The organism is Microbacterium sp. PMB16, assembly GCF_051294855.1.
Classification (GTDB): domain Bacteria; phylum Actinomycetota; class Actinomycetes; order Actinomycetales; family Microbacteriaceae; genus Microbacterium.
Window position 1 is genome coordinate 33,523 of sequence record NZ_CP145908.1, and the last position, 13,843, is coordinate 47,365.

At 68.3% G+C, this 13,843-nt stretch carries 13 protein-coding genes; 7 read left to right on the forward strand and 6 right to left on the reverse strand.

Annotated elements, in window-relative coordinates:
* Positions 1-180: 180 nt before the first annotated feature.
* Together V5D55_RS00180 and V5D55_RS00185 are read right to left on the reverse strand one after the other, a co-directional pair.
* Complete coding sequence (locus V5D55_RS00180; protein ID WP_435746481.1) at positions 181-915, reverse strand: M23 family metallopeptidase; 735 nt, start codon at positions 913-915, stop codon at positions 181-183.
* Positions 916-1,256: 341 nt separating this feature from the next.
* Positions 1,257-1,958, reverse strand: a complete 702-nt coding sequence (locus V5D55_RS00185; RefSeq protein WP_435746483.1) for an iron dependent repressor, metal binding and dimerization domain protein — start codon at positions 1,956-1,958, stop codon at positions 1,257-1,259.
* Between the two features lie 101 nt (positions 1,959-2,059).
* Between V5D55_RS00185 and serC the strand changes: the two genes are divergently transcribed.
* Positions 2,060-3,172, forward strand: a complete 1,113-nt coding sequence (gene serC, locus V5D55_RS00190) for a phosphoserine transaminase (protein ID WP_435746485.1) — start codon at positions 2,060-2,062, stop codon at positions 3,170-3,172.
* A 9-nt stretch (positions 3,173-3,181) separates the two neighbouring features.
* Here the strand turns inward: serC and V5D55_RS00195 are convergent, their stop codons facing one another.
* Positions 3,182-3,817: a DUF3027 domain-containing protein gene (locus V5D55_RS00195; protein WP_435746487.1), complete on the reverse strand. Its 636-nt coding sequence runs from the start codon at positions 3,815-3,817 to the stop codon at positions 3,182-3,184.
* Entirely contained in the window at positions 3,801-4,181 is a 381-nt protein-coding gene (locus V5D55_RS00200) for a cold-shock protein (protein WP_435746489.1), read from the reverse strand. The genes V5D55_RS00195 and V5D55_RS00200 overlap by 17 nt, the downstream gene beginning before the upstream one ends.
* Before the next feature lie 119 nt (positions 4,182-4,300).
* Between V5D55_RS00200 and V5D55_RS00205 the strand changes: the two genes are divergently transcribed.
* The 3 genes from V5D55_RS00205 to V5D55_RS00215 are packed head-to-tail and all read left to right on the forward strand — an operon-like array spanning position 4,301 to position 7,970.
* Positions 4,301-4,576 carry a multidrug ABC transporter ATPase gene (locus V5D55_RS00205; protein ID WP_435746491.1) on the forward strand — a complete coding sequence of 92 codons (276 nt, stop codon included), beginning with the start codon at positions 4,301-4,303 and terminating at the stop codon, positions 4,574-4,576.
* Between the two features lie 9 nt (positions 4,577-4,585).
* Entirely contained in the window at positions 4,586-6,292 is a 1,707-nt protein-coding gene (locus tag V5D55_RS00210) for a helicase-associated domain-containing protein (protein ID WP_435746493.1), read from the forward strand.
* 37 nt (positions 6,293-6,329) lie between these two features.
* Positions 6,330-7,970: a DNA repair helicase XPB gene (locus V5D55_RS00215; protein ID WP_435746495.1), complete on the forward strand. Its 1,641-nt coding sequence runs from the start codon at positions 6,330-6,332 to the stop codon at positions 7,968-7,970.
* Between the two features lie 25 nt (positions 7,971-7,995).
* Here V5D55_RS00215 and V5D55_RS00220 read toward each other — a convergent pair whose 3' ends face one another.
* A complete protein-coding gene (locus V5D55_RS00220; RefSeq protein ID WP_435746497.1) occupies positions 7,996-8,991 on the reverse strand; it encodes a lysostaphin resistance A-like protein in 996 nt (331 codons plus the stop codon).
* A 154-nt stretch (positions 8,992-9,145) separates the two neighbouring features.
* Between V5D55_RS00220 and V5D55_RS00225 the strand changes: the two genes are divergently transcribed.
* The 3 genes from V5D55_RS00225 to V5D55_RS00235 all read left to right on the forward strand — a co-directional run bounded on the left by V5D55_RS00225 (position 9,146) and on the right by V5D55_RS00235 (position 12,018).
* Entirely contained in the window at positions 9,146-9,838 is a 693-nt protein-coding gene (locus tag V5D55_RS00225) for a response regulator transcription factor (RefSeq protein ID WP_435746499.1), read from the forward strand.
* Between the two features lie 60 nt (positions 9,839-9,898).
* Positions 9,899-11,608, forward strand: coding sequence for a sensor histidine kinase (locus V5D55_RS00230; protein ID WP_435746501.1), 1,710 nt, complete (start codon positions 9,899-9,901; stop codon positions 11,606-11,608).
* 122 nt (positions 11,609-11,730) lie between these two features.
* Positions 11,731-12,018, forward strand: coding sequence for a WXG100 family type VII secretion target (locus V5D55_RS00235; RefSeq protein ID WP_435746503.1), 288 nt, complete (start codon positions 11,731-11,733; stop codon positions 12,016-12,018).
* Between the two features lie 105 nt (positions 12,019-12,123).
* On the opposite strand, the gene groL is transcribed toward V5D55_RS00235, so the two are convergent.
* A complete protein-coding gene (groL, locus tag V5D55_RS00240; RefSeq protein ID WP_435746505.1) occupies positions 12,124-13,743 on the reverse strand; it encodes a chaperonin GroEL in 1,620 nt (539 codons plus the stop codon).
* Between the last annotated feature and the right edge of the window lie 100 nt (positions 13,744-13,843).

The window sequence follows — 13,843 nt, forward strand, 5'->3', positions numbered from 1 at the left end:
ACGCCGTGGCATCCCTGCGGGCTATGCAGAAGGACGTGACGACCGAGGGCATCCATGGTTCGGATGGTCGGTATTCGTTCCATCTGCCTCTCCCGCCAGTACGACAACGGGTTCAGGCTAACCCATTCCGCTGCATGCACGGCGAAACGAGAGGTGAACGATGCGGATCGTGTCCGCGGATCAGCCCGCGTTCGCGGCGAGCCAGGAGTAGGGCTCGACCAGGCCGCCGTTGATCCACACCTCGAAGTGGAGGTGGTTCGCCGTCGAGCGGCCCGTGCTGCCGACGTAGCCGATGAGCTGTCCGGCCGACACGGTCTGACCGGTCTGCACCTGGCGAGAGTTGTAGGTCATGTGACCGTAGGTCGTCTGCACCTGCTGGCCGCCCACGACGCTGTCGATCATGATGCAGACGCCGTACCCGCCGATGCTCTCGGCCGACGCGCGGACGACGCCGGCTGCAGCGGCATAGATGGGGGTGCCGGCGGGCGCCAGCATGTCGGCGCCGTTGTGGCCGCCGCCGATCGTCCGGCCCTGGGTGTACGACCCACCGGGGAGCGGATACCGCACCTCACCGGAGCCGGGCGACACCAGGGCGTAGCCGGCGGTGTTGTACTCCGTCGCGGAAGCAGTGGATGCTGCGGCAGCGCGAGCAGCGGCTGCCGCCTCCGCCTTCTTCTTCGCGATCTCTTCCGGCGTCGTCGCCGAGAAGGTGCCGCGTACGAGCGGGGCAGCGGTCGCCTGTGAGGCGACGACGAGGGACTGCGCATCGACTGCTGCGAGCTGCTGGACCGTGGTGGCAGCCTCTGCCGGCTTGGACGCGGCGTACGCAGGAAGGGCGATCGCGGCGACCAGAGCACCGACGGCTGCGAAGATGGCGACCGATCGGAGTGGCTTGACGGCCTTTCGAGCACTCACCCGGACGCTGGTGCGGCGGGCTGGTACTCGGTCTTCAGATGTCTTCGCGGGCGGTTCGATGTCTGTGGCCAAAACGTGGTCCTCCTGGGCCCTCGCGCTTTCGGGTAGCGCTGGCTCGTCGGCACTCTGCTTTCGTGGCACGAATGTAGCTCGGGGTACGTTGTGCGTTCCTGCCGTGAAGACGACGAGCCTGGAAGGCAAATCTTCGCGGGTCATCACCAGCGGGCTTCTTCGCTGACGACTCGTCCGAGGTTACCGGAAGATAACGATCATGTCACCCTGTGAACCTGGCAATCCTCCGGACCGGCGGAATTCCGCGGTTTTCGGGGACACGGATGCGGTCAGGCAGGCTCTCCGACGAGGAAGATGTGCGAGGCGAGCTCGACCGGGAGCTCGAGTCCGTCTTCCTTGCCGTCCATCTGGATGAGCACATAGCCCTCGCTGAAGCGGAAGTCGCCGTGCGCACCCGGCATGACGCCGGCGTCGCGCAACTGCTCCAACAGCTCAGGGTCTACCTGGGCGGGCTCGGCGAGTCGCCGGACGGTGCCCTCGACGGCTTCGCCAGCGGCGTTGAGCTTCTGGACGAGACCGATGACGCCCTCGTCGAACGTGCGCGCCGGCAGATCTCCCAGCTGATCCAGGCCGGGGATCGGGTTGCCGTAGGGAGATTCGGTGGGGTGACCGAGGAGCTCGACGAGACGGCGTTCCACCTGCTCGCTCATCACGTGCTCCCAGCGGCAGGCCTCTTCGTGGACGAACGCCCAGTCGAGTCCGATCACGTCAGAGAGCAGACGCTCCGCGAGACGATGCTTGCGCATGACGTCGACGGCCTTGCGGCGCCCGGCATCGGTGAGCTCGAGCGTGCGGTCTTCGGAGACCACCACGAGCCCATCACGCTCCATGCGCCCGACGGTCTGCGACACCGTCGGACCGGAGTGGCCGAGGCGCTCGGAGATGCGCGCGCGCAGCGGCACGATGTTCTCCTCCTCGAGTTCGAGGATGGTGCGGAGATACATCTCCGTGGTGTCGATCAGATCGGTCATGTGCAGGCCCTCCGAGGTTCTTAGGCAAGCCTACATTCCCGGACGGACATCGGATCCGCGCGCGGCGGGGCGCGCCCTCCCCCGCCCCCTAGAATCGACCCATGGCGATCGAGATTCCCGGTGACCTCCTGCCCGCTGACGGCCGTTTCGGCTGCGGCCCCTCGAAGGTGCGCCCGGCGCAGCTCGAGGCGCTGCTCTCGTCGGGGGCGACGATCCTCGGCACCTCGCACCGTCAGGCCCCCGTGAAGAACCTGGTCGGCAGCGTGCGCGAACAGCTCGCTGCGTTGTTCCGCGTGCCGGAGGGATACGAGATCCTCGTCGGCAACGGCGGCTCGACCGCGTTCTGGGACGCCGCGGCCTTCGGCCTCATCGAGCGCCGCAGCCAGAACCTCGTGTTCGGGGAGTTCGGCGGCAAGTTCGCTGCGGCGGCCGCCGCCCCGTGGCTCGAGGCACCGGACGTGCGCAAGTCGGAACCCGGCTCGCGCGCCGCCGCTGAGATCGTCGAGGGAATCGACGTGTACGCCTGGCCGCACAACGAGACCTCCACCGGCGTCGCCGCTCCGATCGAGCGCGTGCACGCCGAAGGTGCCCTCACGGTCATCGATGCGACGAGTGCCGCCGGCGGCATCGACTTCGACGTGGCCCAGGCGGACGTCTACTACTTCGCGCCGCAGAAGAACCTCGGATCCGACGGCGGCCTGTGGTTCGCCGCCGTCTCGCCCGCCGCGATCGAGCGGATCGAACGGATCGCCGCATCCGACCGTTACATCCCCGAGTTCCTCAGCCTGAAGAACGCGGTCGACAACTCCCGCCTCAACCAGACGCTGAACACCCCCGCGCTGACGACACTGCACCTGCTCGACAGCCAGCTGCGCTGGATCCTCGACAACGGCGGACTCCCCTGGGCAGGGGCGCGCGCCGCCGAGTCGTCCGGCGTGCTGTACGACTGGGCGGAGTCTTCCGCGGTGGCGACGCCCTTCGTGGCGGACCCGGCACACCGGTCCCCCGTCGTGGTCACGATCGACTTCGACGAGAGCATCGACGCGGCCGCGATCGCCAAGACGCTGCGCGCCAACGGAATCGTCGACACGGAGCCCTATCGCAAGCTCGGCCGCAATCAGCTGCGCGTGGCGACGTTCGTCTCGATCGAGCCTGACGACGTGCGTCAGCTGACCCGCTCGCTCGACTACGTGGTGGAGCACCAGGGCGCCTGAGCGCCGGGGTCACTCCTCGTCGTCGGCCTCATCGATGACGTCGTCCTCGTCATCTTCGTCCTCGACATCTTCGTCCTCGTCGTCGACGTCCACGGCCGTCTCGTCGAGTTCGTCGATGTCGACGCCGTCGACGTCTCCGGCGTGCAGCACGACGGCCGGACGGTCGTCATCGACGTCGTCGAGATCATCATCGTCGTCGTCATCGAGATCGTCGTCATCGTCGAGATCGTCATCGTCGAGTTCCTGGTCGTCGAGTTCGGCGTCGGCGCCAGGGCTGTCCGCGCTGCCATCGCCCTCGGCGGCCGCTGCCTGCTCGGCCAGTTCGACCTGGTGCGCGCGATAGTCGGCCATCCGCTCCGCCCAGGGCACCCACTCCGGCGCGAGGAGTGCACCGTCGCCGGGGATGAGCTCGACCTCGAGCACGGTCGGGTCCTCGTCTTCGACGCGGGCCACGGTCACGGTCCAGTACCACCCGGGATAACCCGGGAGCCTGTTCTCGAAACGCAGGGAGACCGACCCGTCATCCTCGAGGAAGTAGCCGGCGGCGGGCCCGATGGACGACGCAGGAGTGATCTCGCGCAGCGCAGTCAGCGCAAGATCGTGCGCGCCGAGCAGACGCGCGTCGGCGTCAGGCTTCGAGGTCATCAGCGACCTTGCGCAGGACGGCCGCGATCTTGCGACCATGACCGGATGACGGGTACCGACCGCGACGCAGGTCGCCGCCGATGGTGTCGAGGAGCTTCACGAGATCCTCGACGATGATCGCCATGTCGTCAGCGGGGATGCGCTTGGCCTTCGACAGGCTCGGCGGCGCCTCGAGCACCCGTACCGACAGCGCCTGGAGACCGCGCTTCCCGTCTGCCACCCCGAACTCCACGCGTGCGCCCGCCTTCACAGCGGCACCCGCGGGCATCGCCGAGGCGTGCAGGAAGACGTCCTGGCCGTCATCGCTGGCGATGAAGCCGAAACCCTTGTCTTCGTCGTAGAACCTGACCTTGCCGGTGGGCATGGGAGAACCTCGCTGAGATCGTCGTGCAGAACAGTGCCCGCGCTGATGCGCGAGCATCCCCAGCCTACCGGTCGCCGGAGCGGCGGATTCGAGAGCGCGGTACGAGTAGGCTGAGACGGATGAGCACGCAGAATTCCGAACCGGAGGTTCCCGTCCGTCGACTGGATCGTTTCCTTGCGTTCACTGCGCTCGGAATCGCCGCGGCATCCGTCGTCTGCTTCTTCGCCATCATCATCGGCACCGCTGTCGGGATGGATCAGGCCGCATTCGGCGGCGGCGCGTGGCCGTTGATCGCGGCGATCCCCTTCTGGGGGCTGCCGGTCGCCTTCCTGATGATCATCGCTCTGCTCGTGATGAGCTTCATCCGGAAGGGCCGCGCGGCTTCGCGTCCCTGAGGCATCACCATGAGCACTCACGCGAGACCGCTGGCGGATTGGCTGGCCGCGGCGAGCGATGAGGAGCTGAGTCACCTCCTCACGACCCGCGGCATTCGGCCGGACATCGCCTGGCAAGACCTGTTCGACGCCGCGGAGGCGCTCCTCGATCCGGTGTCGCTCACCCGGGTCCTCCCGTTGCTGACCTCGTCTGAGGCGAGTGCGCTCCTCCGGGCTGCTGCGGGAGAGGACCCGGGCAGCGAAGGCGCGACGCTGACCGCACTCGCCCTGCTCCGCCCCGACGGCGTCCCCTACGCCCCGGTCGCAGCCCTGGTCGCCGGACGGACCGTGCCCGACTCCGCCGTCGCCGCAACCGCGGCCCCTGCGACCGAGAGCGCGTCCGCGCACGCGGCGGAGCGCGCGTTCACCACGGTGGCGATCCTGGCGGACCTGCTGCTCGTCGCGCGCGAGAGCCCATTCGCACTGCTCACCGGCGGCAGCATCAGCGCCGGAGAGAAGCGGCAGCTCGCCGCGGCAGGAATCCCGTCCGAGATCGTCGATCCGCTGGTGACGGTCGCCGCCCACGCCGGCCTTGCCGCCGCGGTGGAGCGACGCCTTCGCACCACGGCAGCGGCGGAACCCTGGCTGCGATCGCCCGTCGCCGACCGCTGGACTCTTCTCGCCACCTCGTTCCGGGACTCGCTGCCGCGCGGCGTGCGCTCGCCCGACGGGGGATGGATCCCGTCCGAGGACTGGCCCTCGGCGCATCCGTGGGATCCGTCCTGGCCGGAACGATCGCAGGTGCTGCTCGATGCGGCGCGCCTCCTCGGTCTGATCGCGGAGGACGGCGCCGAACCCGAGTGGGCCGTCGCGCTCCGCCGCGGAGAGCCGGCCGACCCGACTTCCCTCATCCGTCTGCTGCCGACGGAGGTCGATCGGATCTTCCTCCAGAACGACCTCACGGCGATCGCCCCCGGACCGTTGGAGCCCGCGCTCGACGTGCGGCTTCGTTCGATCGCCGCCCGCGAATCGGCCGCTCAGGCATCGTCGTACCGGTTCACGTCCGAGTCGATCGCGCACGCGTTCGTGGTGGGCGAGACCGAGCAGTCGATCCTGGAGTTCCTGAGCGCGATCTCGCTCACCGGCATCCCCCAGCCCCTGAGCTACCTGGTCACCCAGACCGCCCAGCGACACGGCCTCGTCCGCGTCTCGACGGACGAGGAGACCGGACGCACCCGGATCGAGAGCGCCGATCAGCACCTCATCGAGGCGATGGCCGTCGATCAATCGTTGCGTCCCCTGGCGCTCACCAAGCACGTCGACGCTCTGACCACGCGAGTCAGTCGCGAGACCGTGTACTGGGCCCTCACCGACGCCCGGTATCCGGCGACGCTCATCGGCACGGACGGCGGACTCCCTGTCCGCGAACGGCACCCCGCCGCCCCTGCGCCGACGACTGAGGCCGGAGCGGACGTGGGGTCGCTGATCGCCCGCCTGCGCGCGCATCAGGGACCGGATGCCGACGCGGCGTGGCTCGACAGAGAACTGGAGGCCGCCGTGCGCGCCAGGGCGGTGCTCCAGGTCACCGTCGGCATGCCGGACGGATCTCAGCGCGAGCTGCTGCTCGAGGCGACCGGCATCGGGGGCGGAAGGCTCCGCGGTCGAGATCGGGCCGCCGACGTCGAGCGCACGCTTCCCGTGTCGAGCATCCTCGCAGCCACGATCGTGACGCCGTAGGCCGGGTACCTCCGTGCGCCAGCTAAACTGGTGAGCTATGTCTGATGGCCCCCTGATCGTCCAGAGCGATCGCACCGTGCTGCTCGAAGTCGCCCACGCCGATGCCGAGAGCGCCCGCCACGAGCTCGCGATCTTCGCCGAGCTGGAGCGCGCGCCCGAGCACATCCACACCTACCGGATCACACGTCTCGGTCTCTGGAACGCCAGGGCCGCCGGCCACACCGCCGAGGACATGTTGGAGACCCTGGATCGCTGGTCCCGCTTCCCCGTGCCGCCCTCCGTCGCGGTCGATCTGCGCGAGACCGTCAACAGGTACGGACGGCTCGTCATCGAGCGGGACGACGAGGGCACCCTCATCCTGCGCTCCACGGATCCGGCGGTGCTGGCCCAGGTCGCGAACAACAAGCGCATCCAGCCATTGCTCATCGGGCATCCGAACCCCGAGACGTTCGTCGTCGACGCCTGGGCCCGCGGTCAGATCAAGCAGGAGCTGCTGAAGATCGGCTGGCCCGCGGAAGACCTCGCCGGCTACACCCCCGGTACGCCGCACGACATCGACCTCGCCGAAGACGGCTGGCACATCCGCCCGTATCAGCAGGATGCCGTCGATGCGTTCTCCAAGGATGGTTCCGGGGTCGTGGTCCTCCCCTGCGGCGCGGGCAAGACGATCGTGGGCGCCGGCGCCATGGCTGCGACCAAGACGACCACGCTCATCCTCGTGACGAACACGGTCTCCGCCCGCCAGTGGCGCGACGAGCTGCTCAAGCGCACCAGCCTGACGGCCGAGGAGATCGGCGAATACTCCGGGCAGGCCAAGGAGGTCAAGCCGGTCACGATCGCGACCTACCAGATCCTCACGGCGAAGCGGAAGGGCGAGTACGCGCATCTGGCGCTGCTCGACGCGCTCGACTGGGGTCTCATCGTGTACGACGAGGTGCATCTGCTGCCGGCTCCGGTGTTCAAGCTGACCGCCGACCTGCAAGCCCGTCGTCGCATCGGGCTGACTGCCACTCTCGTGCGGGAGGACGGCCGGGAGGGCGACGTTTTCAGCCTGATCGGCCCGAAGCGGTTCGATGCACCGTGGAAGCAGATCGAGGCGCAGGGGTTCATCTCCCCCGCCGCGTGCTACGAGGTGCGCGTCGACCTGCCGCCGAGCGACCGCCTCGAGTATGCGGCGGCCACGGACGACGAACGGTACCGACTGGCGGCGTCCGCGCCCGCGAAGGTGCAGGCCGTCCGCGAGCTGATCGCCAAGCACGAGGGCGAGCGGATCCTCGTGATCGGGCAGTACCTCGACCAGCTCGAGACGCTCTCCGAGGCGCTCAACGCCCCGCAGATCACCGGCGCGACGCCCGTGGATGAGCGGGAGGAGCTGTACCAGGCCTTCCGCGAAGGGTCCATCTCCCTGCTCGTGGTGTCGAAGGTGGCGAACTTCTCGATCGACCTGCCGGAAGCATCCGTCGCCATCCAGGTCTCCGGATCCTTCGGGTCGCGCCAGGAGGAGGCGCAGCGACTCGGACGCCTGCTGCGTCCGAAGGAATCGGGGCACACAGCGAGCTTCTACACGCTCGTCGCTCGCGACACCATCGATCAGGACTACGCCCAGAATCGGCAGCGGTTCCTCGCCGAGCAGGGCTACAGCTACACGATCATGGACGCCGACGCCATCGCAGCCTGACCTGGTTGGCTGATCCGCTCGCGGTTCAGCCGTGGAAGACGGCGTCCAGGCGATGGGTGCCGTTCGCGCCGACGGACGCTGCAGTCGGCCGCGCCTTCGCGGTCCGCGCGATGCCGAGCCGCTTCGCCCAGCGATCGGCGAGCAGCGCGAACACGACCATCGCCACCGTGGAGGCGAGCAGGTCGATCGGCGTGCCGGAGGTGGCGTTCGCGTCGACCATCCCGAGCGACCCGAACAGGAAGATGAAGACGTTGTTGACGATGTGCAGCGCGATCGCGGCTTCGAGACCACCGGTCCGCCACGTCAGCCAGGCGGCGACCGCAGCGAACACCCCGACGCTGGCGGCACCCCAGATGTCGTACCCGTGCGCGAACACGAACAGCGGGACGGGCAGCAGAATGGCGAAGGCAGGGTGGCGCAACCAGCCGCCCACCAGCTGCATCAGATAGCCGCGGAAGACATACTCCTCGGCGGCCGCCTGGAACGGGATCAGCAGCAGGACGAGCACGACCATGATCCCCAGGTTCGGATGCGAGAAGTCCGGGGCGATGCTCTCGCCGGTCGCGGCCGACCATCCCAGCAGCACCGCGAAATAGGCGACGAACACCGCACCCGCGAGCAGCAGGCTCTTGCCCAGCCAACCGAGACGCAGCCGCCCCGTGACCGAAGACAGCAGCCCGATGCCGCGACCCTCGACGATGCGCGAGGCCGCGAACAGTGCGGGGATCATCAGGATCAGCGGGAGCACCAGCGCCACCAGCAGCCAGGGGCGATCGAGGTCGAAGTACTCCGTGGTGGTCAGGAGCGTCTGCACCTCGACGCCCCACTCCGGGATGATCGCCGCCATGATCCCCAACGGCACGATCAGGAGAAGCATGATCGCCGAGTACAGAGCGATGCCGAGGAGTCCCGTGAGCAGCATCCGCCACCAGCGATAGCGCGGCCGGAGACGAGCCAGACGGTGGAACGCGATCTGATCGGCGGATGCGGGGGCGGCGGTGTCGTCCTCGTGCGAGCTCATGCCTCCATCCTTGCCAAACGGCTGGTTCGACGCATCCGACCGCGGGAGGATATCCCGCCCGCCGACGGACGGACAGCGTCGCGGAGGAGCCCCGACTCCGCGCCGTTCCGGACAATGTCAGCATCCCCATGGCCGAAGTCACCATAATGGGGTCATGACTGCTGCGCGCATCCTGGTCGTCGATGACGAGCCGAACATCCGTGACCTGCTCTCCACAGGCCTCAGCTTCGCCGGATTCCAGGTGAAGACCGTCGCCAATGGCGCCGCCACGATCTCGGCCGTCCTCGAAGAGGAGCCCGACCTCATCATCCTCGACGTCATGCTGCCGGACATGAACGGATTCAGCGTGACCAAGCGCCTCCGCGGCGCCGGGTTCACCGCCCCCATCCTGTTCCTCACCGCGAAGGACGGCACCGACGACAAGATCGAGGGACTCAACGCCGGCGGTGACGACTACGTCACCAAGCCGTTCAGCCTCGATGAGATCGTCGCCCGAGCGCAGGCGATCCTCCGTCGCACGATGCAAGCCGATGAGGAGTCGATCATCCGCGCCGGCGAGCTGGCGATGGATCAGGACACCCACGACGTGCACGTCGGCAAGGAGGCGATCGAGCTCAGCCCGACCGAGTTCAAACTGCTGCGGTATCTGATGCTGAACCCGAACCGCGTGCTCTCGAAGGCGCAGATCCTCGACCACGTCTGGGAGTACGACTTCAACGGCGACGCCGGCATCGTGGAGAGCTACATCTCCTACCTGCGACGCAAGATCGACCCGCACACCGAGGAATCGCTCATCCAGACCAAGCGTGGCTTCGGCTACATGCTCAAGGTCGGCAAGACGGTCTGATCGACCGCGACACCATCGACGCCGCTCCGCCGGCGGTGACGCCGAACCCGGGAGGACCGCATGGCGCACAATCCCGATGCGGTCACCGGCTGGTGGCGGCGGACCAGCCTTCGCGCCAAGGTCACCGGCGTCACCGTCGCCGTGCTCGCGCTCGGTCTGCTCGTCGCCGGAATCGGCACCGTCCCGATCCTGCGCTCCGCGCTCGTGGGGAACATCGAGGCCCAGCTTCCCGCGCTCGTCTCCAGCGATCTGGTGGACCGCTACTTCGACACGGCGGACGTCGACGGCGACACGGTCTACACCCCGCGCGACCAGCAGCCGCGCGACTTCGCCTTCGCGATCTACGACGCCGAGGGCGTGCTGCAGGCCACCACGGGCGGTTCGGGCGTTGCGAGGCCCCAGTTCCCGGCGAGCTACTCCCTGCAGAAGGCGCAGTCCGAAGCCGACACGGTCTTCGACCTCCCCGGGGTGGACGACTCGCGCTACCGCGCCGCGGTCGCGACGGTCGGGGGTGACGGCGGCGCCGGCGGTCTGCGAACCCAGCTGGTCGCGATGCCGCTGGCCGAGGTCGATCGCATCATCAGCCTGTACTTCGGCATCTACATCACGATCGCGCTGATCACGATCTTCATCGCCGCGCTCCTGACTCGCGGCCTGGTCACGCTCACGTTCCGTCGACTCGGCCAGGTCGAGGCCACTGCCATGTCGATCGCCGCCGGAGACTTCCGGCAGCGGCTCACGGATCTCGAACCGACCACGGAGGTCGGCCGACTCAACGGCGCGATCAACACGATGCTCGACCGCGTCGACGGCTCACTCGCACAGCGCGATCGTACGGTGCAGCACATGCGACGCTTCATCGGCGATGCCAGCCACGAGCTGCGCACTCCGCTGGTCAGCGTGCGCGGCTATGCGGAGCTGTATCGGATGGGCGCGATCAAGGGCGAGGAAGACACCGCGCGCGCGATGGAGCGCATCGAGAAGGAGGCGATCCGGATGGGCGTCCTCGTGGAGGATCTGCTCGCCCTCGCCCGACTGGATGAGGAACGCGAGCCGGAGATCGAGCCGCTCGATCTGCGCCCCATCGCCCGCGACGCAGCCCTCGACCTGCGCGCCGCGGCGCCGGGGCGCACCGTGACGGTGATCGACCGGACCGTCGAGGTCGTGGACACGGCGACCGTGCAGACGACGCTGAGGCTTCCCCCGCAGGCGTCGGCGCCTGCGGCCGCACACGCCCCGCGCGGCCTCTCCCGGGGCACTCTCGCGCGGCTGCGCCGCCGCCCTCGGCAACCCGAGCAGCCACCCGCGATCGACTTCACCGAGATTCCGGACATCCCCGTTCGCACTCCGCCGATCGTGCTCGGCGAGGAGAACAAGGTGCGCCAGGTGGTCACGAACCTCCTCGGCAATGCGCGCCGCTTCTCCCCCGAAGACGGCCCGATCGAGATCGTCGTCGACTCGGATCGGGTCCGCGGCACCGGGAGCATCGCGGTCGTCGACCACGGCGAGGGCATCCCGCCGCAGATCCGCGAGCAGATCTTCGAGAGGTTCTGGCGCGCCGACACCTCCCGCGCGCGGGAGACCGGGGGCTCCGGTCTCGGACTCGCGATCGTTGCGTCGATCGTGAAGGCGCTGCACGGATCCGTCGCCGTCTCGGAGACCGCGGGCGGCGGAGCGACCTTCACCGTCACGCTCCCGCTGGCTCCGTCGCGCGCGACGCCTGCGCACCTGCTCGAAGACACGCAGCCGCTCGACCGACTCGACCTCTAGGGCGTCCTGCACAGTCAGCACCGCCGCTCGGTTGCGCACAGGGAGTGGGCGATCGCCCGACGGCGGCGGATGCGACGGCGCGTGCCGCCCTAGCGTCGGAACCCCAACCAGAAGGAGTTCCCATGTCTGTCTTCACCGTCGACACCGAAGCCGTCCAGGCCGCCCATGCTGCCACCCGCGCCACCATGGAGCGGCTGCGCAGCGAATCGGCGACCCTGATGGCCCAGCTCCGGCAGCTGCAGTCGTCGTGGGTCGGCAGCGCGTCGACGGCGTTCCAGGGGTGTGCCGAGCAGTGGCAGGGCGCACAGCTGCACGTCGAGCAGGTCCTCGACTCGATCGGCACCTCGCTCGGTTCCGCTGCCACGCAGTACGCCGACGCCGACCAGTACTCGGCGAGCCTGTTCCGCTGACCCGCCCGGGCGCAGCGGTCGTTCGACTGTCCTGACACGCAGAACGCCCCCGGCCGAAGCCGGGGGCGTTCTGTCTGCGACGGGGTCGCTGAGCGCGGGGAAGCGTCAGAAGTCCATGCCGCCCGACGGGTCACCCATCGGAGCCGAAGCCTTCTCGGGCTTGTCGGCGACGACGACCTCGGTGGTGAGGAAGAGGGCCGCGATCGAGGCTGCGTTCTGCAGAGCCGAGCGGGTCACCTTCGCCGGGTCGATGATGCCGGCGGCGAACATGTCGACGTACTCGCCCGTTGCCGCGTTCAGGCCCTGGCCCGAGGGAAGCTCGGAGACCTTGTTCGCGACGACACCCGGCTCGAGACCGGCGTTCAGCGCGATCTGCTTGAGCGGAGCCTCGATCGCGACGCGGACGATGTTCGCACCGGTCGCCTCGTCGCCCGTGAGCGTGAGAGCGTCGAGAGCCTTCGTGCCCGACTGGATGAGCGCGACGCCACCACCGGGGACGATGCCCTCTTCCACGGCAGCCTTCGCGTTGCGGACGGCGTCCTCGATGCGGTGCTTGCGCTCCTTGAGCTCGACCTCAGTCGCCGCACCCGCCTTGATGACGGCCACGCCACCGGCGAGCTTCGCCAGGCGCTCCTGCAGCTTCTCGCGGTCGTAGTCGCTGTCGGTGTTCTCGATCTCGCGACGGATCTGCGTGACGCGACCCTCGATCTGGTCGGCCTCGCCGGCGCCCTCGACGATCGTGGTCTCGTCCTTCGTGACGATGACCTTGCGTGCACGACCCAGCAGGTCGAGCGTGGCGTTCTCGAGCTTCAGGCCGACCTCTTCGGTGATGACCTGACCACCGGTGAGGATCGCGATGTCCTGCAGCTGCGCCTTGCGGCGGTCTCCGAAGCCGGGAGCCTTGACGGCGACCGACTTGAAGATGCCCTTGAGCTTGTTGAGCACGAGCGTCGCGAGAGCCTCGCCCTCGACGTCCTCGGCGATGATGACGAGCTCCTTGCCGTCCTGGATCACCTTGTCGACGATGGGCAGAAGGTCCTTGATGTTGGAGATCTTCTGGTTCGCGATCAGGATGTACGCGTCTTCGAAGACGGCTTCCTGGCGGTCGGGGTCGGTGACGAAGTACGGGTTCAGGTAGCCCTTGTCGAACCGCATGCCCTCGGTGAGCTCGAGCTCGGTGCCGAAGGTCTGCGACTCCTCGACGGTGACGACACCCTCCTTGCCGACCTTGTCGATCGCCTCGGCGATGAGCTCGCCGATGGCGGGGTCAGCAGCCGAGATGGAAGCGGTCGCGGCGATCTGCTCCTTGGAGTCGATTTCCTTGGCGCTGGCGAGCAGCTCCTCGGTGATCGCGGCGACGGCCTTCTCGATGCCGCGCTTGAGCGAGATCGGGTCGGCGCCGGCGGCGACGTTGCGAAGGCCCTCGCGGACCAGCGCCTGAGCGAGCACCGTGGCGGTGGTGGTTCCGTCGCCCGCGACGTCGTCGGTCTTCTTGGCGACCTCCTTGACGAGCTCCGCGCCGATCTTCTCGTACGGGTCGTCGAGCTCGATCTCCTTGGCGATGGAGACACCGTCGTTCGTGATCGTGGGAGCGCCCCACTTCTTCTCGAGGACGACGTTGCGGCCACGCGGGCCGAGGGTCACCTTGACCGCGTCGGCGAGGATGTTGAGACCGCGCTCGAGGCCGCGGCGGGCCTCCTCATCGAAAGCAATGATCTTTGCCATGAGTTTTTTCGTCCCTCCTGGACGTAGACGTTGGGTTTAGCACTCAGAGTATGAGAGTGCTAACGCCATTCTGGCACTCGACACCTTCGAGTGCAAGCCG

Excerpts from the sequence above, each read along its gene's own strand:
- V5D55_RS00205 (WP_435746491.1), top strand. The coding sequence starts at position 4,301 with ATGAGCACGCAGAATTCCGAACCGGAGGTTCCCGTCCGTCGACTGGAT.
- groL (WP_435746505.1), bottom strand. The coding sequence starts at position 13,743 with ATGGCAAAGATCATTGCTTTCGATGAGGAGGCCCGCCGCGGCCTCGAG.
- serC (WP_435746485.1), top strand. The coding sequence starts at position 2,060 with ATGGCGATCGAGATTCCCGGTGACCTCCTGCCCGCTGACGGCCGTTTC.
- V5D55_RS00230 (WP_435746501.1), top strand. The coding sequence starts at position 9,899 with ATGGCGCACAATCCCGATGCGGTCACCGGCTGGTGGCGGCGGACCAGC.
- V5D55_RS00210 (WP_435746493.1), top strand. The coding sequence starts at position 4,586 with ATGAGCACTCACGCGAGACCGCTGGCGGATTGGCTGGCCGCGGCGAGC.
- V5D55_RS00235 (WP_435746503.1), top strand. The coding sequence starts at position 11,731 with ATGTCTGTCTTCACCGTCGACACCGAAGCCGTCCAGGCCGCCCATGCT.
- V5D55_RS00195 (WP_435746487.1), bottom strand. The coding sequence starts at position 3,817 with ATGACCTCGAAGCCTGACGCCGACGCGCGTCTGCTCGGCGCGCACGAT.
- V5D55_RS00200 (WP_435746489.1), bottom strand. The coding sequence starts at position 4,181 with ATGCCCACCGGCAAGGTCAGGTTCTACGACGAAGACAAGGGTTTCGGC.
- V5D55_RS00215 (WP_435746495.1), top strand. The coding sequence starts at position 6,330 with ATGTCTGATGGCCCCCTGATCGTCCAGAGCGATCGCACCGTGCTGCTC.
- V5D55_RS00225 (WP_435746499.1), top strand. The coding sequence starts at position 9,146 with ATGACTGCTGCGCGCATCCTGGTCGTCGATGACGAGCCGAACATCCGT.
- V5D55_RS00220 (WP_435746497.1), bottom strand. The coding sequence starts at position 8,991 with ATGAGCTCGCACGAGGACGACACCGCCGCCCCCGCATCCGCCGATCAG.
- V5D55_RS00185 (WP_435746483.1), bottom strand. The coding sequence starts at position 1,958 with ATGACCGATCTGATCGACACCACGGAGATGTATCTCCGCACCATCCTC.